The following is a 19301-nucleotide window of genomic DNA, read 5'->3' as shown; positions in this document are numbered from 1 at the left end:
CATTATAGTCAGAGGGGTGCATCTTATATTTCTAGCCCTTAGACTCATTGAAAGGAGTTTTTTCACCGCGCTGCGTGAATACGTGCACACCCAATGCCCCAAACCAAACTAAGAACCGCAATCCACAACCTCTGGCCAAAGCTGCTCGTCATTGTCGCCGGTTTTGGTCTTTACGGATTGGCCGTAACCTGGCTCCAAGGCGACTTCAAAAGCCTGGTAATCGGCATCGGTGGCGGTTTGGTCTCTATTCCGCTGGCTTTCATCTTCTACGAAATCTGGCAAGAGAAATCCCACCGCAAGCTCAACAACAGCGTGTACGAGTTTGCGGAAAACCAGATGCGAGTAAGCATCAGAGCCGTCAAATCAAAGCTTGAGCTGTTAGTCGGCGGCGCATTCGCATATTTCGAAAGTGGCAGATTCCTGATTGACGATGAAGACATTGAGAACCTCAAAATCTACGTTCAGGAAGAGGAAGCCGAAAACGTAAAGCCTGATATCGATAACCTGTTGGACTTTGAACGGGAAAGTATATTTGAAGCCCTGGTAGATGGGCGTTATCTGGCATTTCAACTGACCGACCTGTCACTGCGCGATGAACTAAACCGGCTTGAGGGTGTACTCTCCAATGCCTTCATCATGGAACGGCTGAGTGACAGCCAGGTTAGAGCCATTATCTACCTTATTGAAGTGGTCAAAATGCTCGAAGCTTTCCTCGCCCTTCATCATGACGTCTTTCTCAAGTCCAGTGTGAAGCTTCACGGGTTTCGAACTGAAATCGTCCAGGAAGATCTATGCGCGTTGATTTTTGACAACCTGGGGACAGGCGAATCGGTAACACTAGACGTCAAGCCGATCCTCGACACGCAACCAAGCGCAGAGCCACTGAATGGTTACGTGGTGAATCCGGATTACTATGCAGCCCTGAGCGACCTGGTATACGACGTGGTGGAGGGCATTAACGGCTGGAAATCTGTGTCTAACCCGATTTATATGGATCATGAGGCTGGAAGAATTGGGGCATTATAAATCCTCTACAAAACTGATGAACCGAGCGGTTATCTGGAAGAGCGATGATCACCAGTGGGAGTGGTCCACAATGGCTCACGAAGATGAGCGGTTGCGACATGAATTTGACGAAAAAGCTGATTCAAGCAGGTAATCATGCAGCGCCCGCCCGGCTATAAGCGCCATCAAGTGCTAAACTGTCAAAAAACGTGTAAAGTTGTGCCCACCGCAACCAAAGATAGCCTGTTATGACACCTGTGATGAAAAACGCACCCCTGGTGCACGTGGTCGCCGACATAAGCTTCTCGCGTCTGCCTGAGCCCGCCTCAGATGTGATTGAGCGCCTGCACTCAGAGTTGCTGGATGCCGGGTTCCCGGAACGGATTGACACAATTCGCCAAGCTGTAGAGGTAGTGGTTTCCGCTCCCGAATCTGAGCAGCAAACGGAGCAGAAAGTCACCCAAATAAAAAGGTTGGTGTTTCGCAACGCGGGTAAAACCAGGTTGGTGGAGTTTACCCAGAACCAGGTGGAAGGCACCGGCCGCTTGATTCTTAAAGTCACGGACTACCAGGGTAAAGAAGAATTTTTCGCTCTGTTGGAGCAATTACTGGGCATTTTCAAACATTGCCTGCCTCAACTCGGTAAAACGGCCCTGAAAGGTGTCGCCCTCAATTACGTAGACCTGATCGTTCCAGCGGGTAACCAGACAATGGGTGAGCTAGTCACCCCGGAAATATGCCCGCCGCAATTAGCCGCCGTGCAAGATCAGAAATTCCTGTTTGGTAGCAGCTTCCGCTTGGTGGAAACCGCACCTGACCAAAGATTGAGAGTGGCGTTTGAGGAAGTTCCGGTTAATAACCGAGGCCTGACAAAGGTGCTGCCAGACCACCTCGCCGAGCACGACAAGCGCTGTGGCCTAAGTATTCAGGCAAAAGAGCATTGGTGGAACATACCCACTGAAACCTACGGTATTCTCGATACTCAGCACATATGCCAGCTCCAGCAAAGCCCGCAGTTACAGGAGTTTGATATCTTGGGCAAGTTTCGGGAGCTCCAGGCAACTTGTAGTAGCGTATTCCGGGAAGTCACCACCGAAACTGCCATAGCCAGTTGGACCTAAAAGGAGCCAATCATGCTTGCCGCCGACATGCCTGCAGAAGCAATGCTGTTGAGCACCTACCATTCTCAGGATCAGCAAGTGGTTGCCGGAGCGCCTCCACTCAGCACCTTGGCTACTGACCAGCCAAGCTGGCCAGAGTGGGAGGCTCCAAAGTCAGATTGGGAAAGTGTGCGGGTAGTTTCTGACGCCGCTAATAATGCGGTTTCCACTGTACATGTGTTCACCAAAAGGCTAGTCGCCAGTGAAGCGCAGAACGGCAGTGCGAGTATCACCGCCGCTAGCATGATTACTCATGCGCAAACCGTGACCGGCCTCAGCCTGAAAGACCTGGCAACTGTGTATGGCGTGTCTCGGCAAACGCTCTACAACTACAAAAAACAGAAAGATCAATCGAGCGATGCGAATTGGAAGCGCCTACAGGAAGTTGATAAACAAATCAGCGAGCTGGGGCATATTTTCCCAGCCAGCCCTGGTGCTTTGGCCAAACGAGTTGCGAACGAGCAAGGTGAAACCTTGTTGTCGTTGTTAAAGCAGAAAAAACCAGACCTGGAGCAACTGAAAGCGCTGGCCCACCAGCTGGTGGAACAAATGGATAGCGCCGCACCGGCAAAGCACCATCAAAGCACTCTGGATGAGCTGACACGGCACTGCTGATGACTACGGACTTAACAGGGAAGCAGTTGCTCGTCAATTGGGGTATCCGCCAGGGAAGTTACATTGCAGCTCCGGAATATCCGCAAGACTGGTGCCATTTTCGCCCCAATCCTGAAATGCGAGATAAAGGCTTTAAAAAAGACTGCTTGCTACTGGTACAGAGCCAGGACTGCGACATCGCTGCGAAAGATGAGCTGGAGCCAGAAATAGAACTGCTACCCCTGGCGCCCATCAAACCGAAAAAACTCTTCCCGGGTAACCAGTACGCCAAGAGCTCTCGCACGCTACAAATAAACATTGATGGTCAGAACCATGAGGGTAAGGTTCGAGCTACGGTCACTGTGCCAAAGCGACAGCTATTGGAATGGTTAGAGGCGAATACGGAAAGCGCGAATATTGCGCAGCTAACTCCGGAAAACCTGCGCATTTTGACCGCATGGAAGGCAAACCGCTATCAGCGTGCCGCGCTCCCAGACCGCTTTAACCATGCCTTCATTCCCCTGTTTGAAAAATACGCCGATAAGTTGGGTGCTTACTCCACAGAAAACGGTAACTGCTGCGTAAGAGGCTTGTACCTGCACCTTGATACTTCTGAGGAAGATGCAGCCAACTACGAGTTTGCACTGCTCGCATTGTTGAAACACGAAACACCAGACGCCCAGAGGCTTGCCATCGAAGAACAGGTAGAAGACCTGATTCAGGAGCTGGAAGAGAAAGAAGGCTTCACGCTGGCGGAGCACTCCAGTCTGCCCGGCAACGCTGAAAGAGAAAGTGCCGTCACCGTCGCGCAGCTGACCCAATATATGAAAATCAACCTGGATTACTTGTCTCTACGAGAAGGGGATGAGGATTTGGGGCCTGACGTTGGGTGACCTTCACAGTTTTAATGCTTTTTTCTACTTTTTATTCCCCCAATTCCAGTTGCAACCCACGCCCCAAATCACTAGCATCCATGCGTTCAATCAATGAACGCAACAAATCGTCACAGCTTTATCGTCCATGATGCCTGCAACAGGGTAGGGCGGTAGCGTGCCCAAATTTCAGTTCGTGACCCATGAATGAAGACACTCACCTCCGGGTATTGAGGCTCGTTGAACAAAACCCCGGCATCTCCCAGCGAGACATGGCCAGAGAGCTCGGCGTTAGCCTGGGCAAAGCCAACTATTGCTTGCGAGCACTGCTGGAAAAAGGGTGGGTAAAGGCACGTAACTTCAAGAACAACGACAACAAGCTGCAATACGCCTACCTGCTGACGCCCAGCGGTATCGAGAATAAAACCCGGCTTACCGCCAATTACTTGCAGGCCAAGATGGCTGAATATGAGCGGCTTAGGGTGGAGATAGAACAGTTAAAAGAAGAAGTCGTCGCCTCAGGGCATGATGCCAGCTAAGCAACCCTTGAGATGAAGCTGACCCCCAGAACGGCACGGTGGAAACCCAGGAAAGAAAAACAAAGACCGTCTTACCGCAGTAAATCTTTTTTTCGTGTTCTTTCGTGGGTTTAGTGGCAAAAAAATCTTTTAATCCTTGTCTTTTTCCGTGTCCTTCCGTGGATTCCGTGGCAAAAAACAATCTTTATCAGTATCAGTAAAGAGGGCAAAGGAAATGCCAAACGTAAACATAGAACACCACGGCGCCAAAACCGGCGTAACCGGCTCCTGCCACCAACTCCACATCAACCCCGAAAACAGCCTGCTAGTAGACTGCGGCCTGTTCCAGGGCCAGGAAGCCGGCAACACACGCAGCACCCAGGAAATTGACTTCGGCACCGGCGGCATCCAGGCGCTCATCGCCACCCACGTACACATAGACCACGTGGGCCGCATACCCTGGCTACTGGCCGCAGGCTACACCGGGCCCATCATCTGCTACCGGCCCTCGGCCAAACTGCTGCCCCTGGTACTGGAAGACGCCTTCAAACTCGGCATCAGCCGCGACAGGCAACTGGTGGAACAATACCTGGCCACCATCGAACAACGCCTGCTGCCATTACCCTACAACCAATGGCACACTGTAATAGACACCCCGGAACACCGGGTAGACATACGCCTGCAACGGGCCGGCCACATACTCGGCTCCGCCTATGTAGAGGTTGACCACAACGGCACCCGCATCGTCTTCAGCGGGGACCTGGGCGCCAGCCACACACCGCTGCTGCCGGCGCCAAAGTCGCCTGAAAAAGCCGACGTATTGGTACTCGAAAGCACCTACGGCGACCGAAACCACGAAAGCCGGGAAGACCGAAAACACCGCCTGAAAGCCGCCATAGACCGGGCTCTTCAAAACCAAGGCACCGTACTCATCCCGGCCTTCAGCATCGGCAGAACACAGGAATTGCTGTACGAACTCGAAGAGATCATCAGCGAGGAACTGCCCGTAATACTCGATTCGCCCCTGGCGGCCAAATTCACCGCCGCCTACCGCGAACTGCAACCCTACTGGGACGAAGAAGCTCACGCCCGACTGCAACAGAGCCGCAAACCGCTGGCCTTCAGCAACTTGCTAACCGTGGAAGGCCACCACGAACACCTGAAAATGGTCCACCACCTGGCCCGCAGCGCCCGCCCGGCCATCGTTGTCGCCGGCAGCGGCATGTGCAACGCCGGGCGCATCGTCAACTACCTCAAGGCGATGCTGGGCGATGAAAGGCACGATGTACTCTTCGTAGGCTACCAGGCCGAAGGCACCCCCGGCCGCGACATACAACGCTACGGTCCCAACAACGGCTATGTGTGGCTGGATGACGAAAAACACACCATCCGTGCCAGAGTGGAAACCATTGGTGGTTACTCTGCGCATGCTGATCAGCAGGGATTGGTGGGTTTTGTGAAGGGCATGAACCGCATGCCGAAAGACATCCGGTTGGTGCATGGTGAAGAGTGTGCCAAGCGAGCCCTTAAAGAATGGTTGGATAGTGCTATCGCATAACTAAGATGGCTTGGAACTTGGAAAAGGTGAAGCGTCTTCCAAGCCCGTTACTGGAACAGGTCGCACCGTCTTGAGTAACATTGAAAAGTTGATCGAGAGTCAAGGCTTTGGTGTGCGAAAAGACTATTCGCTATCAGTGTTCGTTGATTAACGCCAGAAATTCTACCACTACAGTCGAGAAATCAATTTTAAGGTGGGGAATCTACAGACCTGCATTATGAAAGCGCCGAATTCTTTATACCCGAAACTCCGAAGGTCAATGAAAGCGACGGTTTAAGCATGGATTTTTTGAATTTGCTCGTAAACTTGTGGCGGTACTCCGAAACAAAGTTATTGTTGGGGGCGAATACTGACGTCAGTGTTGATCTATACGGAGCAGGTAAGCAAGTAAAAGAACTCAGGTCACTGTTGGAAACTGGCCGGTGTTAACTGCTCTACACGGAAAGATTCGGGCACTGAAACGCCACAAAGGCTTTCGGCGTTACGCGGCAAATACCTCATGGATGATGGCTGAGAAAATACTGCGTATCTTCGCCGGCCTGTTGGTTGGTGTCTGGGTCGCCCGTTATCTTGGGCCGGAACAATTTGGCGTGTTTAGCTATGTGCTGGCTTTCACCGCAATCTTCGGTGGTATTGCCAAGCTGGGGCTGGACGGGATTCTGATACGTGAGCTGGTCAACCAGCCCGAGTTGCGAGACACTTGGTTGGGTACTGCCTTCTGGCTGAAAGTGGCTGGCGCGTTTCTGGTGATGGCTATAATGGCATTGGTTATGCCATTTACCTCTAACGATGCCTCCACCAATCTGTATATTTTCATTATTGCAGCAGGTTTGGTTTTTCAGGGTTTTGAGGTAGTGGAGTTCTACTTCCAGTCGCAGGTGCTGGGTAAACTCATCTCCATCTGTAAGGTTTTCCAGCTTACTCTGTCGTCCCTCATCAAGGTGTATCTGGTGCTCACGGAGGCAGACCTTCTCTGGTTTGTGGTGGTGGCTGCCTCTGATGTTCTCGGGTTGGCTCTAAGCTATTTCGTTGCTTTCCGGTTGAAAACAGATACTGGCTTTTTCAGGAACTTTGACTGGAATATTGCAAAAGCGTTACTGAAAGATTCGTGGCCCTTGATCCTGTCATCACTGGTGGTGATGATTTATATGCGCATCGATCAGATCATGGTAAAGGAAATGCTCGGGGCGCATGAAGTTGGTATCTACTCTGCCGCGGTTCGCCTGAGCGAAGCGGTTTATTTCGTTCCAGTGATGATTTCTGCCTCGTTATTTCCGGCAATTCTGAATGCCAAAGCGCAGTCGAAAGCTTTGTACGAAAAGCGGTTGTCGAGGTTGTACTTTTTCCTGATCTGGCTAGCGATTCTTTTCGGTGTAACCTTTTCCGTTCTCGGCGGCCAGTTGGTCGAGTTTCTGTATGGGCCGGATTATAAAGAAGCTTCTCAGGTTCTGGAGATACATATATGGGCCTGTATTTTCGTCTTCGCGGGAGCTGCGAGCGGGAAGTGGTACTTGTCTGAAAACTTACAAAAGTACAGGTTTATCAACCAGCTTCTGGGCGCCGTTATGAATATCATTCTCAATTATTATCTCATTGAGAGCTATGGATTACTCGGCGCAGCTTTATCAACAATTATTTCATACGCATTTGCCGCGTACCTTTTTGATCTTTTCTGGGTAGAAACAAGGCCGAATTTCTATCGATTGAATAAAAGCATATTTGGAGGGGCACTGGTTGAAAAGAACGATTAAAAAGTATATGCCTGAATTCCTTTTCGGTGTTTTTTCGAGGATAAGGAATAAATATTTCCCGAGATATTGGGAAAAGTCATATTCTCAGGAAGGTGAGGATATGATTCTAAAAAGAATATTTGATAGAAAAAGCGTTGGTTTCTACGTTGACGTAGGCGCGCATCACCCGAAAAGATTTTCTAACACCTACTATTTCTATAGAAAAGGGTGGAATGGCATCAATATAGATGCAAGGCCGGGAAGTATGCAGGATTTCTCCAGGGTTAGGCCCCGGGATGTCAACCTTGAAGTCCCTGTTTCAGAGCAGCCTGAAAAACTCAAATACTATATGTTCAACGAACCTGCCTTGAACGGCTTTGACCCGGCTATTTCAGAAGAGCGAAATGGTAAGGGTGGATATGAGATTGAGTCCGTCGTTGAGTTAGAGACCATGAGGCTTGATAAAATACTTGATGAGCATCTGCCTCACGGAAAGCAGATAGACTTTTTGAGTGTGGACGTAGAGGGGCTGGATCTTGCGGTTCTTAAGTCTCTGGATCTTCAGAAATACACACCGGGTGTTATTCTTGTCGAAATACTGGGAACTTCTCTGGATGGCTTGAGAGACTCTGAAGTCTCAAACTATCTGATGCAGTATGAGTATTCAATTTTCGCAAAATCGATGAATACTGTATTTTTCAAGAGGCTGGAAGGTGCGAAGTCTTAATTCTAGAGGTGAATCTGTGCAATCTGAAGTAGCCCCAATCGTGGTTTTTGTTTACAACCGCCCCTGGCATACACGTCAGACTCTGGAATCCTTGAAAAAAAATGCACTTGCCAGCGATAGCGACCTGATTATTTATGCTGATGGAGCGAAAAACTCTAAGGCTACCGGTCAGGTTCAGGAAGTGCGGGATTACATAAGCACATTGACTGGCTTTAAAAGCATAACGGTTGTTGAGCGGGAGCAGAACTGGGGCCTGGCTGCAAACATCATTGATGGCGTTACGGATGTTGTTGGGCGTTACGGAATGGTTATCGTTATGGAAGACGATATGGTGACCAGCCCGGTGTTTTTACGGTTTATGAACGATGCGCTTGATTTCTATAAAGATGAAAAAAGAGTCTGGCATATTAGCGGTTGGAATTACCCTATCGATACTGCGGGCCTGGCCGATGCTTTCCTCTGGCGGGTTATGAACTGCTGGGGCTGGGCAACCTGGAGTGATCGGTGGGCGCACTTTGAAAAAGATGCAGATAAGTTGTTCTCTGAGTTTTCCAGCCAGGACAGGTATCGGTTCAATCTGGATGACAATCATAATTTCTGGTCACAGGTTGAGTTGAATAAATCTGGCAGCATCAATACCTGGGCAATTTATTGGTACGCTTCGATATTCAAGGTCGGTGGGCTATGCCTGGGCCCGACCCAGTCCCTGGTTCAGAATATCGGGTTTGACGGGTCTGGTGAGCACTGTGGAAGTAACAGCACGCTTCGGGTAGAGGTCTCAGAAAAAGCGGTTCATGAACTACCGTCGGATATTTGCGAAGACCCTGAAGTGGTTAGCCGAATCAAGGATTTCCTGTGGAAGTCACGTCCTGGTTTTGCCCGTAGGCTGGCCGGCAAACTCAAAAGATCATTGAAACGTTAAAATATGGCCTCAGTAAAATTAGCCAATGGTAAGACATTCAGTGTCAGTGGCGAGCAGACAATCCTGGATGCCGCACTTCAGCAGGGTATTTTTCTCGAGTACAGCTGTAGGACTGGCCGGTGCGGGGTTTGTAAAGCGAAGGTTCTTGAAGGCGAAACGAAGGCAATCAAAGCTGAGGAGTCCATAACAGCTGAAGATGTCGTGAGTGGGGCTGTTTTAACCTGCTGCAGAACGGCTGTTTCCGATGTTGCCCTGGATGCGGAGGATCTTGGCGTACTGGTTGACTACCCGGCCAGGACGGTCCCTTGCCGGATCAGCTCGCTCACGAAGCTGACTGAACAGGTTATAGAGGTAGTGCTCCGGTTTCCCCCGGGGCAGGCGGTCAGGTTTCTTCCGGGGCAATACGTTGATGTGATTGGTAAAGGCGGCATCAGAAGAAGCTACTCGATTTCCAATTCACCGAGGCAGGATGGCTGCATTGCTTTATATATAAAAAAGGTTGAAGCCGGGGAGATGAGCCATTACTGGTTCAACGAGGCCCAGACAAATGACCTGCTAAGGCTGGAAGGGCCGCTCGGCACATTTTTCTTCCGGGAGGATCCGCCTGATACGGTTGTGTTCCTTGCCACGGGTACAGGTATCGCACCGGTAAAAGCGTTGCTTGAGCACCTGGATGCAAACCCTGAAGAAGTCGATGGCCGGAGGATGCTTGTCTTATGGGGCAATCGCCGCCCTGAAGAATTTTTCTGGAAACCGGACTTCGCCAATATCAACGTTGACTTCACGGCCGTTTTGTCACAAGCATGCCATGAGTGGTCGGGCGCTTCCGGGTACGTGCAGGACGCACTGCTTGAAGCGGAATTCGACGTCGAGAAAGCGATCGTTTACGCCTGTGGTTCAGAGGTAATGATCCATTCAGCACGGGAAATGCTTGGCGAAGCGGGTCTTCCGGCCTCGCGGTTCTATTCTGATGCATTTGTAAGCTCGAACTAATTCAATTCTGGAGGAAGGATGAAGGCAGTTATCTTGGCAGGCGGTCTGGGTACGCGTCTGAGTGAAGAAACCAGCACGCGCCCCAAGCCGATGGTGGAAATTGGTGGCAAGCCAATTCTCTGGCACATCATGAAAATCTACTCTGCACACGGCATCAATGATTTCGTGATCTGCTGCGGTTACAAGGGCTACGTCATCAAGGAGTATTTTGCCAACTACTTCCTGCATATGTCGGATGTCACATTCAATATGCGTGACAATAATATGGAAGTACACAACAAGCGGGCCGAGCCTTGGAACGTAACTCTGGTGGATACAGGCGAGGACTCAATGACCGGCGGGCGCCTGCGCCGTGTTGCGAAATATGTTCAGGATGAAGAAGCTTTCTGTTTCACCTATGGCGACGGTGTCGGTGATATTGATATTGCGGATACTCTTCGTTTCCACAAGGATCATGGCAAAGCGGCCACGCTGACAGCCACCTATCCGCCGGGGCGATTCGGAGCCCTGGATATTCAGAATCGGCAGGTGATGAACTTTAAAGAAAAGCCCAAAGGGGATGGCGCCATGATTAATGGCGGGTTCTTCGTGCTGACACCAAAGGTTCTGGATTATCTGGCTGACGACAGCACCATCTGGGAACAGTCACCTTTGATTAACCTCGCAGAAGACGGTGAGCTGATGGCCTATGAACACCAGGGTTTCTGGCAGCCAATGGATACCCTGCGGGACAAAAACCATCTTGAAGAACTCTGGGAAAGTGGCAATGCTCCCTGGAAAATCTGGGATTAAACAGCATGGTTTCAGCGGTAAATCCAGCCTTCTGGAAAGGCAAAAAGGTATTTCTAACCGGCCACACCGGGTTTAAAGGCAGCTGGTTGTCACTGTGGCTTCAAAGTATGGGGGCAGAAGTAAAAGGTTTCGCACTTGAGCCACCAACCACGCCCGCGTTGTTTCTGGAAGCCAGGGTGGCAGATGGTATGCAATCTGAAACCGGCGATATCCGTGATCTGGCGGCTGTTAGTGCTAGCATGAAAGCTTTCAGCCCGGACATTCTGATCCATATGGCGGCCCAGCCTCTGGTGCGACTGTCTTATCGGAAGCCGGTGGAAACCTACAGCACCAATGTAATGGGAACGGTACATGTACTGGAGGCGGCACGCCAATGCCCAGACCTGAAAGCCATTGTTAATGTTACTACAGATAAGTGCTATGAGAATCGTGAGTGGGTCTGGGGCTACCGTGAACACGAACCAATGGGCGGACACGACCCCTACAGCAACAGCAAAGGTTGCTCGGAACTGGTGACGGCGGCGTATCGAAGTTCCTTTTTTAACTCACCGGACTCGGCAGCGATGGCTTCAGCTCGCGCTGGTAATGTAATCGGTGGCGGTGATTGGGCGGAAGATCGCCTGATTCCGGATATCCTCAGGGCCTTTGAGCAGAAACAGCCGGTTGTGATCCGTAACCCCTTGGCAACCCGCCCCTGGCAACACGTTCTGGAACCGCTCAGCGGATATCTGATGCTCGCTGAAAAGTTGTATAGCGAAGGTGAGACCTACGCTGAAGGCTGGAACTTTGGCCCGCGGGATGAAGACGTTCAACCAGTGGAATGGATTCTGGATCACATGGTCACACATTGGGGGGATGGTGCCAGTTGGCAACTGGATAACAACCCGCAGCCCCACGAAGCTCAATTATTGAAGCTGGACATATCGAAGGCGACATCCTGCCTGAAGTGGCAACCTCGCTGGTCGTTGGCCCGGACTCTGGGCAGCATTGTAGAGTGGCACCAATGCTGGCTAGGGCAGGGCGACGTCCACCAGATGACTCTGGATCAGATCGCCCGGTATCAGGCTCACTGAATTCTATATTCACGTAAAGATTTTATTGCAGGCAACTCATGACACTAGAAAGCATTCGCGAAGAGATAGGTACACTGGTTGAGAAGTACGCCAGTGAAGCACTGGCCCCGAAGCCCTTTGCTCCGGGCGATTCAGTAATTCCGCCATCCGGTAAGGTCATCGGCGCACGAGAGTTGCAGCTGATGGTTGAGGCTTCTCTGGATGGTTGGCTTACCACTGGCCGGTTCAACGTAGAATTTGAGCAGAAACTGGCTGGATTCATTGGAGTAAAGCACCTGCTCACGGTTAATTCCGGTTCGTCTGCCAATCTGGTTGCTTTCAGCACCTTGACGTCGCCCAAGCTGGGCGAACGTGCGATTAAAAAAGGCGATGAGGTCATCGGTGTGGCGGCTGGCTTCCCGACAACGGTAAACCCTATTGTCCAGTTTGGCGCGGTGCCGGTTTTCGTGGATGTCGATGGTAGAACCCATAACATCAATGCTGACCTTATCGAGGACGCAATTACCCCGAAAACCAAAGCCATCATGCTGGCGCACACCCTGGGCAACCCGTTTAATCTGGCAAAAGTCAAAGCCCTCTGTGAGAAATACAACCTCTGGCTGGTAGAGGACTGCTGCGATGCGCTCGGTGCAACCTACGATGGCCAGATGGTGGGTACTTGGGGTGATATTGCCACACTGAGTTTTTATCCCGCGCACCATATAACCATGGGTGAGGGCGGCGCTGTTTTTACCAATAATCCGACACTTAAAATGATTGCCGAATCTTTTCGGGACTGGGGCCGCGACTGCTACTGTGCGCCGGGTTGCGACAATACCTGTGGTAACCGTTTCGGTCAGCAGTTTGGTACCTTGCCGTTTGGATATGATCACAAGTATGTGTACGCGCACCTGGGCTATAACCTGAAAATTACCGATATGCAGGCGGCATGCGGGCTGGCCCAGTTGGAACGGGCGCCTGACTTCATCGCCACCCGCAGGCGCAATTTCGACCTCCTGAAGGCCCGGCTTGCGAGTCTTGGGGATTATCTGGAGATTGTTGAACCAACGCCCAACAGCGATCCTTCGTGGTTTGGCTTCCCGGTAACGTTGAAAGAAAGTGCCGGGGTGCAGCGCGTTGACCTGCTGAAGTTTCTGGATCAACACAAGATTGGCACCCGCCTGTTATTCGCCGGCAATCTGACCCGTCAGCCTTATTTTCAGAATGTGGAATATCGCGTAGTCGGTGAGCTGACAAATACTGACCGGACGATGAATCAGACATTCTGGCTGGGTGTTCAGCCGTCATTGGGCCAGGAGCACTTCGATTTTGTTGGTGAAAAGCTCGAAGAGTTTTTTGGGCTGAATTTCTGATGAAGCACGTACTCCTCACTGGTGCGACCGGATTTTTAGGTAGTCATTTACTGGAAGCTCTGCTTGCGCAGGGCTACCGAGTGACGATTCTAAAGCGTTCTACTTCGGATACCTGGAGAATAAAACACCTACTGGACCAGGTTAGCGTGTTTGACGTTGATCTGGTGGCGATAGACCATGCCTTTAAATCCAAAAAAGTCGATTTTGTTATTCATACAGCCTGTAGTTATGGGCGTCATGGACAGACGGATTATGAGGTTATCGAAAGCAATCTACTATTCGGTTTGAAGGTAGTTGACGCCGCCATCTCCTCCAATACACATACCTTTTTTAATACTGACACTTTACTCCCCAAATATTTGAATGCCTATTCATTGTCGAAGAAGCATTTTTCCGAATGGCTCAAGAGGAAAAGCGAATATATTAAGGTGGTAAATTTTCGGCTGGAACATATGTATGGCCCTGGGGACGATCAGAAAAAGTTCGTGCCATGGTTAGTGAGTCAGTTAGAAAAAGGCGGTGATCGAATTCCCTTAACAGATGGAAGGCAATTAAGGGACTTCATATACATTGATGATGTGGTTTCGGCCTATTTGACAGCACTGAAGAAATCTGAACAGCTACTATCATATAGCGAGTTCGATGTTGGCACTGGTGAATTAAGCAGTGTGCGAAGTTTTGTGGCCACTTTGTACGACATATATAAAAGTAAAAGACCTGATATTAAAACTCAGCTTGGCTTTGGTGATATACCAATGAGAGAGGGCGAGTTGATGTCTGTAGAAGTAGATAATACAGCATTGAAACGTTTAGGCTGGGAAGCGAAAGTGTCTCAGGAACAAGGGTTGGAGAGGTTGATAGGAGCGGTTTTATGAGGTTTTTGGTTACAGGTGGCTGTGGTTTTTTAGGCTCTAATATATCTAGCGAGTTATTGAAGCAAGGTCATGAAGTTATAATATTTGATAATTTATATCGATTTGGAAGCTACCAGAACCTTGAGTGGTTAAAAAAACAAGGTGAATTTGAATTCATTCATGGCGATATCCGTAGTACAAACGATGTAGAGCGATCTATCATTAACCACCGGCCGCAAGTGATTTATCATTTGGCTGGGCAGGTTGCAATGACAACCTCTATAGCCAATCCTCGCATGGATTTTGAGGTAAACGTTTGCGGAAGTTTTAACCTTTTGAATGCCGTTCGGCTTTATTCTCCTGAAAGCGCGATTATTTACTCATCAACAAATAAAGTATACGGAGATCTAGAGCAATTCAGTTATCGTGAGAATGAAACACGATATGAATGTATAGAAAAACCTAACGGGTTTGATGAAGGTGTGAATCTCGATTTTCATTCGCCTTACGGTACGTCGAAGGGAAGTGTAGATCAATATATGCTAGATTTTGCGCGAATTTATGGTTTGAAAACGGCTGTATTTCGTCATTCATCAATGTATGGAGGCCGACAGTTTGCAACTTTCGATCAGGGTTGGTTGGGATGGTTTACTCAGAAAGCCATTGAGATAAAAAACGGTTCGGTGAAAGAGCGATTTGCAATTTCCGGAAACGGAAAGCAAGTTCGTGACCTCCTCTATGCTAGCGACTGTGTATCACTTTATCTTAAGGCTGCTGATAATATTGAGAGTATTAAGGGTCAAGCATTCAATATTGGTGGTGGAATTAAGAATTCTTCGTCATTGCTAGAGCTGTTTGAGTTCTTGGAGAAAGAGCTCAAAGTGTCGATGGACTACGATCAGTTGCCTCCAAGAGAGAGCGATCAGAAAGTATTTGTGGCTGATATTGATAAGGCTTATCGGCTAATTGGATGGAAGCCTGAAGTTAGTAAAACATTGGGTATAAAGAAAATGATAGAATGGATAGAAAGCTAGTAGCTAATATGTTGAGATTATTTGGTATTAGGTGATCTTTGTCTGGTTTCTATTTTTCATAAATGCATCCTTGTATTTTTAAATTTTAAGCCATTATTCTTCGAGGCCAACATTTTTAATGAATAAGTTAGTTTCGATTTTAATTCCCGTTTTTAATCGGGAAGAAATTATAGCTGAGACCATTTGTTCGGCGCTAAGTCAATCCTATAAGAATATAGAAGTTGTAGTTGTGGATAATGCAAGCACGGATGGCACATGGGACGTTATTGAAAAATTATCAAAGAATGATACCCGAATTCGTGCGTTTAGAAATGAAAGCAATGTCGGTCCGGTCAGGAACTGGAGAAGGTGTGTTGAGGAGGCTAAGGGATTTTACGCAAAGATTTTGTGGTCTGATGATCTAATCTCCCATGACTTCATCGAAAAATGCATACCTTTAATGGATGAAGAAACCGCCTTTGTTTACAGTGGCGTAAAAATATTCATGAGCGATCCGGATAGAGGTTCGCCTCACTATTTTATTGGAAGAACCGGGCATAGGTCTTCATCTGAGTACCTAACCAAGGCATTACTAGCCGATAACGTACCAGTTTCCCCTGGTTGTGCGATTTTCCGTTTGGAAGATGTAATAAATAACCTTCTAGTGGATGTTGAAACGAAAGTCAATAGTGATTTCGCCATGCATGCAATCGGAAATGATCTTCTCCTGTTTTTATTAACAGCAAAGGATTATAAAAAATTTGGATTTGTGGCGGAGCCTTTGTCTTTTTTTAGGTCGCACCCAGGCTCGATAAGTATTTCTTCCGGAGATGGAAAGTTGCCGCTCCATTACATGTTGGTTCGTGCATATTTTGCAGAGCGTTATCAAGAAGATATCGTCGACAGAGTTGTTGCTAAAACCTGGATTTTGCTAAAAGCCTATCCTAGGCACAGCCGCTTCGGTATTGAGAAGGTAGATGACTTTTTCTTTAGAGAAGTTAATGTCAATTACTTGTTAGTATCTTTGATCTTCTTGAACCAATTGCGCAGAATGCCAGCTCGAGCTTACAGGAAAATGTACCGCATATTTGGGACGAAAAAATGAAAAAAGCCCTTATCACCGGAATCACTGGCCAGGATGGTTCGTACCTTGCTGAGTTTCTACTTGAGAAAGGTTACGAAGTACACGGCATCAAGCGCCGGGCGTCCCTTTTTAACACCCAGCGAGTGGATCATATTTATCAGGATCCCCATGTCGAAAACCAGAATTTTGTTCTCCATTACGGGGATCTGACTGATTCGTCTAATCTGACGCGGATTCTGCAGGAAGTTCAGCCAGACGAGGTTTATAACCTAGGCGCGCAATCCCACGTTGCTGTTTCGTTCGAAGCTCCGGAATACACAGCGGATGTGGATGCCATGGGCACACTCCGCCTGCTAGAGGCTATCCGCCTGCTGGGTCTGGAGAAGAAGACGAAATTCTATCAGGCCTCTACATCAGAGCTGTATGGTCTGGTACAGGAAACGCCCCAGAAGGAAACGACACCGTTTTACCCGCGTTCCCCCTACGCCGTGGCCAAACTGTATGCCTACTGGATTACGGTGAACTACCGCGAGGCCTATGGCATGTACGCCTGTAATGGTGTGCTGTTTAACCATGAGTCGCCGCGTCGTGGTGAAACCTTTGTTACCCGCAAGATTACCCGTGGCCTGTCCAATATCGCCCAGGGCCTGGAAGACTGCCTGTACATGGGCAACATGGATGCGCTACGCGATTGGGGGCATGCAAAGGATTACGTGCGTATGCAGTGGATGATGCTGCAGCAGGACGAGCCGGAGGATTTTGTAATAGCGACCGGTAAGCAGTATTCGGTTCGTGAATTTATTAAGTGGTCTGCCAGAGAGCTGGGTGTCACGCTTCGGTTTGAAGGTCAGGGTGTTGATGAAGTCGCAGTGATTGATTCGATAGAAGGTGACGATGCCCCCGCGCTGAACGTTGGCGATGTGGTTGTACGCGTTGATCCGCGCTATTTCCGCCCGGCGGAAGTCGAAACCCTGCTGGGCGACCCCTCAAAAGCCAAAGAGAGGCTGGGTTGGACGCCGGAAATTACCACGCAGGAAATGTGTGCGGAAATGGTGGCAGACGACCTTAAGACCGCCAAGCGCCATGCGCTGCTTAAACGGCACGGTTACGAAATTCCAGTTTCGTTGGAGAATTAATCAGTTATGGCGAGGCAACGTATTTTTGTAGCAGGGCACAATGGTATGGTGGGCTCTGCACTTGTAAGGCAGCTGCAGAAAAATCCGAATGTAGAGTTGGTCACCCGTAGCAGGTCGGAGTTGAATCTGCTGGATCAGGCCACAGTGCAACAGTTCTTCCAGGATCAAAACCTTGACCAAGTTTATCTCGCCGCAGCGAAAGTCGGGGGCATACATGCTAACAACACCTATCCGGCGGAGTTCATCTACGAAAACCTGATGATGGAGTGCAATATCATCCATGCTGCCCACCTTGCTGGCGTGCAGAAGCTGCTTTTCCTGGGCTCTTCGTGCATTTACCCGAAGATGGCAGAGCAGCCCATGAAAGAAGAGGCTTTGCTTACCGGCACGCTTGAGCCCACTAATGAACCCTACGCGATTGCAAAGATCGCCGGTATCAAGCTTTGTGAGAGTTACAACCGGCAATACGGCCGGGACTACCGCAGCGTAATGCCGACGAACCTTTACGGCCAGAATGATAATTTTCATCTAGAAAATAGCCATGTAATTCCCGCTATGATGCGGCGTTTTCATGAGGCCAGAACCACAGGGTCAGACAGCACGGTAGTCTGGGGCAGCGGAAAACCCATGCGAGAGTTTCTGCATGTCGATGACATGGCTGCGGCGAGTGTGTATGTAATGAACCTGGAGACTGAAACATACGAGGCTAACACCCAACCGACGTTGTCGCACATCAATGTGGGGACGGGTCTGGATTGCACTATCCGTGAGTTGGCTCAGACCATGAAAGCTGTGACTGGCTTCGAGGGTGATCTGGTGTTTGACTCCAGCAAACCAGACGGCGCGCCGCGTAAATTGATGGACGTTTCACGGTTAAAAGCACTTGGCTGGGAGGCGAGCATATCTCTGGAAGATGGTCTGCGGCAGACCTATGATTGGTTTCTGAAGCATCAGGAAGAACTACGTGGCTGATCACTTGCTTGAAGACACAGCTATGACAAGCTCGGGGTACTCCACCACCCGTCGCCTGACTACTGATCGGCCTTCCTGTTTCGGACCGGAATCTGGCGCCCTGTCTGCATTATTGAAAACCCCTGATTCCGAACAAAAGGTCGCTGAGGGCGGTCTGCGTTTGCAGGGCTTCTATAAAGTCAGTCAGAACGAAAAGCCTCTGATCACTGTGATCACGGTGGTTTACAATGGTGCGGAGTTTATTGAACAGACCATTCTCAGTGTTATCGAACAGAGCTACGACAACGTTGAGTATATTGTTATCGATGGCGGCTCTAAAGATTCTACACAGGATATTATCAAGCGATATGAACACGCTATTGATTATTGGGTAAGCGAACCAGATAGCGGTATTTACAGCGCAATGAATAAAGGTATTGCTCTCGCGTCTGGCGAGTGGCTTAACTTCATGAATTCTGGCGATAGATTTTTCACAAAGAATAGCCTTTCAGAAATACCGTTTGATGACCTGAATGATTACGAATTTATTTATGGAGATAAATTCCAGAACAATGAGGTTGTAAAGTCCTTTCCTTTAGAGATTTTGAGATCGGGAGTTATCCACGCCTGCCATCAGTCCATGTTCTTTCGGAAAAACATTGAGACCTTGGACATGCTCCGATATGACGAGCGTTATCGGATATACTCGGACTACGATCTGGTTGCCAGATTCTATAGGAACGAATGCAAATTTTTCTATCACCGGTCTCCGGTTTCCGTGTTTCAGGGGGGCGGGATTTCATCGGATGTTTCCAGCCAGAAGCGAAAAGACAAGTATCTTTCAGTGTATTCAAACTTTGGCGTGGTGGGGATATTCAGGGCACTATCATATAGGATTATTGCATATCGGCTTCTTGCGAAAACGGATCGAGATTCCAAGGACGGCTCTTGATGCCCTGCTACAGGT

Annotated in this window: 19 protein-coding genes; all 19 read left to right on the top strand. The window is 49.2% G+C overall.

Annotated elements, in window-relative coordinates; genetic code table 11:
- The first annotated feature begins 93 nt into the window (after nt 1-93).
- The 19 genes from BMZ63_RS00930 (at nt 94) to BMZ63_RS00840 (ending at nt 19286) form a co-directional block, all read left to right on the top strand.
- Nucleotides 94-1026 (top strand): hypothetical protein, encoded by a 933-nt coding sequence (locus tag BMZ63_RS00930; protein WP_091700457.1) that lies wholly within the window; start codon nt 94-96, stop codon nt 1024-1026.
- A gap of 227 nt (nt 1027-1253) precedes the next feature.
- Nucleotides 1254-2126, top strand: coding sequence for a TIGR04255 family protein (locus tag BMZ63_RS00925; RefSeq protein WP_091700455.1), 873 nt, complete (start codon nt 1254-1256; stop codon nt 2124-2126).
- Nucleotides 2127-2138: 12 nt separating this feature from the next.
- Complete coding sequence (locus BMZ63_RS00920) at nt 2139-2780, top strand: hypothetical protein (protein WP_091700453.1); 642 nt, start codon at nt 2139-2141, stop codon at nt 2778-2780.
- Nucleotides 2780-3652 (top strand): hypothetical protein, encoded by an 873-nt coding sequence (locus tag BMZ63_RS00915; RefSeq protein ID WP_091700451.1) that lies wholly within the window; start codon nt 2780-2782, stop codon nt 3650-3652. Before BMZ63_RS00920 ends, BMZ63_RS00915 begins: the two co-directional genes overlap by 1 nt.
- A gap of 182 nt (nt 3653-3834) precedes the next feature.
- Complete coding sequence (locus BMZ63_RS00910) at nt 3835-4170, top strand: MarR family EPS-associated transcriptional regulator (RefSeq protein ID WP_091700449.1); 336 nt, start codon at nt 3835-3837, stop codon at nt 4168-4170.
- 214 nt (nt 4171-4384) lie between these two features.
- Nucleotides 4385-5707, top strand: coding sequence for an MBL fold metallo-hydrolase (locus BMZ63_RS00905; RefSeq protein WP_091700446.1), 1323 nt, complete (start codon nt 4385-4387; stop codon nt 5705-5707).
- Nucleotides 5708-6129: 422 nt separating this feature from the next.
- The gene (locus tag BMZ63_RS00900; protein ID WP_218141207.1) at nt 6130-7458 is read left to right on the top strand and encodes a flippase; all 1329 of its coding nucleotides are present in this window, start codon (nt 6130-6132) and stop codon (nt 7456-7458) included.
- Complete coding sequence (locus BMZ63_RS00895) at nt 7442-8164, top strand: FkbM family methyltransferase (protein ID WP_218141206.1); 723 nt, start codon at nt 7442-7444, stop codon at nt 8162-8164. The genes BMZ63_RS00900 and BMZ63_RS00895 overlap by 17 nt, the downstream gene beginning before the upstream one ends.
- Nucleotides 8165-8180: 16 nt before the next feature.
- Nucleotides 8181-9086, top strand: a complete 906-nt coding sequence (locus BMZ63_RS00890) for a glycosyltransferase (RefSeq protein WP_091700440.1) — start codon at nt 8181-8183, stop codon at nt 9084-9086.
- Nucleotides 9087-9089: 3 nt separating this feature from the next.
- Nucleotides 9090-10079 carry a 2Fe-2S iron-sulfur cluster-binding protein gene (locus tag BMZ63_RS00885; protein ID WP_091700438.1) on the top strand — a complete coding sequence of 330 codons (990 nt, stop codon included), beginning with the start codon at nt 9090-9092 and terminating at the stop codon, nt 10077-10079.
- An 18-nt stretch (nt 10080-10097) separates the two neighbouring features.
- Complete coding sequence (gene rfbF, locus BMZ63_RS00880) at nt 10098-10871, top strand: glucose-1-phosphate cytidylyltransferase (RefSeq protein WP_091700436.1); 774 nt, start codon at nt 10098-10100, stop codon at nt 10869-10871.
- 5 nt (nt 10872-10876) lie between these two features.
- Nucleotides 10877-11944 (top strand): CDP-glucose 4,6-dehydratase, encoded by a 1068-nt coding sequence (rfbG, locus tag BMZ63_RS00875; protein WP_091700434.1) that lies wholly within the window; start codon nt 10877-10879, stop codon nt 11942-11944.
- Nucleotides 11945-11982: 38 nt separating this feature from the next.
- Nucleotides 11983-13296: a lipopolysaccharide biosynthesis protein RfbH gene (rfbH, locus tag BMZ63_RS00870; protein ID WP_091700432.1), complete on the top strand. Its 1314-nt coding sequence runs from the start codon at nt 11983-11985 to the stop codon at nt 13294-13296.
- Nucleotides 13296-14171, top strand: coding sequence for an NAD-dependent epimerase/dehydratase family protein (locus BMZ63_RS00865; protein WP_091700430.1), 876 nt, complete (start codon nt 13296-13298; stop codon nt 14169-14171). Before rfbH ends, BMZ63_RS00865 begins: the two co-directional genes overlap by 1 nt.
- A complete protein-coding gene (locus BMZ63_RS00860; protein ID WP_091700429.1) occupies nt 14168-15184 on the top strand; it encodes a GDP-mannose 4,6-dehydratase in 1017 nt (338 codons plus the stop codon). Before BMZ63_RS00865 ends, BMZ63_RS00860 begins: the two co-directional genes overlap by 4 nt.
- Nucleotides 15185-15302: 118 nt before the next feature.
- The gene (locus BMZ63_RS00855; protein WP_091700427.1) at nt 15303-16268 is read left to right on the top strand and encodes a glycosyltransferase family 2 protein; all 966 of its coding nucleotides are present in this window, start codon (nt 15303-15305) and stop codon (nt 16266-16268) included.
- Nucleotides 16265-17383, top strand: a complete 1119-nt coding sequence (gmd, locus tag BMZ63_RS00850) for a GDP-mannose 4,6-dehydratase (RefSeq protein ID WP_091700425.1) — start codon at nt 16265-16267, stop codon at nt 17381-17383. The genes BMZ63_RS00855 and gmd overlap by 4 nt, the downstream gene beginning before the upstream one ends.
- Before the next feature lie 6 nt (nt 17384-17389).
- Entirely contained in the window at nt 17390-18355 is a 966-nt protein-coding gene (gene fcl, locus BMZ63_RS00845; RefSeq protein WP_091700423.1) for a GDP-L-fucose synthase, read from the top strand.
- On the top strand, nt 18348-19286 hold the full coding sequence (locus BMZ63_RS00840; RefSeq protein WP_091700421.1) for a glycosyltransferase family 2 protein: 939 nt from the start codon (nt 18348-18350) through the stop codon (nt 19284-19286). Before fcl ends, BMZ63_RS00840 begins: the two co-directional genes overlap by 8 nt.
- The last annotated feature ends 15 nt before the right edge of the window (nt 19287-19301 follow it).

It is taken from the genome of Marinobacter persicus (genome assembly GCF_900114155.1).
Classification (GTDB): Bacteria; Pseudomonadota; Gammaproteobacteria; order Pseudomonadales; family Oleiphilaceae; genus Marinobacter; species Marinobacter persicus.
This window is presented reverse-complemented; position numbering and strand designations above follow the sequence as displayed.

Bases quoted from the DNA above. Each gene is read 5' to 3' on its own strand.
- BMZ63_RS00930 (WP_091700457.1), top strand. From the start codon at position 94: ATGCCCCAAACCAAACTAAGAACCGCAATCCACAACCTCTGGCCAAAG.
- BMZ63_RS00925 (WP_091700455.1), top strand. From the start codon at position 1,254: ATGACACCTGTGATGAAAAACGCACCCCTGGTGCACGTGGTCGCCGAC.
- BMZ63_RS00920 (WP_091700453.1), top strand. From the start codon at position 2,139: ATGCTTGCCGCCGACATGCCTGCAGAAGCAATGCTGTTGAGCACCTAC.
- BMZ63_RS00915 (WP_091700451.1), top strand. From the start codon at position 2,780: ATGACTACGGACTTAACAGGGAAGCAGTTGCTCGTCAATTGGGGTATC.
- BMZ63_RS00910 (WP_091700449.1), top strand. From the start codon at position 3,835: ATGAATGAAGACACTCACCTCCGGGTATTGAGGCTCGTTGAACAAAAC.
- BMZ63_RS00905 (WP_091700446.1), top strand. From the start codon at position 4,385: ATGCCAAACGTAAACATAGAACACCACGGCGCCAAAACCGGCGTAACC.
- BMZ63_RS00885 (WP_091700438.1), top strand. From the start codon at position 9,090: ATGGCCTCAGTAAAATTAGCCAATGGTAAGACATTCAGTGTCAGTGGC.
- rfbF (WP_091700436.1), top strand. From the start codon at position 10,098: ATGAAGGCAGTTATCTTGGCAGGCGGTCTGGGTACGCGTCTGAGTGAA.
- rfbG (WP_091700434.1), top strand. From the start codon at position 10,877: ATGGTTTCAGCGGTAAATCCAGCCTTCTGGAAAGGCAAAAAGGTATTT.
- rfbH (WP_091700432.1), top strand. From the start codon at position 11,983: ATGACACTAGAAAGCATTCGCGAAGAGATAGGTACACTGGTTGAGAAG.
- BMZ63_RS00865 (WP_091700430.1), top strand. From the start codon at position 13,296: ATGAAGCACGTACTCCTCACTGGTGCGACCGGATTTTTAGGTAGTCAT.
- BMZ63_RS00860 (WP_091700429.1), top strand. From the start codon at position 14,168: ATGAGGTTTTTGGTTACAGGTGGCTGTGGTTTTTTAGGCTCTAATATA.
- BMZ63_RS00855 (WP_091700427.1), top strand. From the start codon at position 15,303: ATGAATAAGTTAGTTTCGATTTTAATTCCCGTTTTTAATCGGGAAGAA.
- gmd (WP_091700425.1), top strand. From the start codon at position 16,265: ATGAAAAAAGCCCTTATCACCGGAATCACTGGCCAGGATGGTTCGTAC.
- fcl (WP_091700423.1), top strand. From the start codon at position 17,390: ATGGCGAGGCAACGTATTTTTGTAGCAGGGCACAATGGTATGGTGGGC.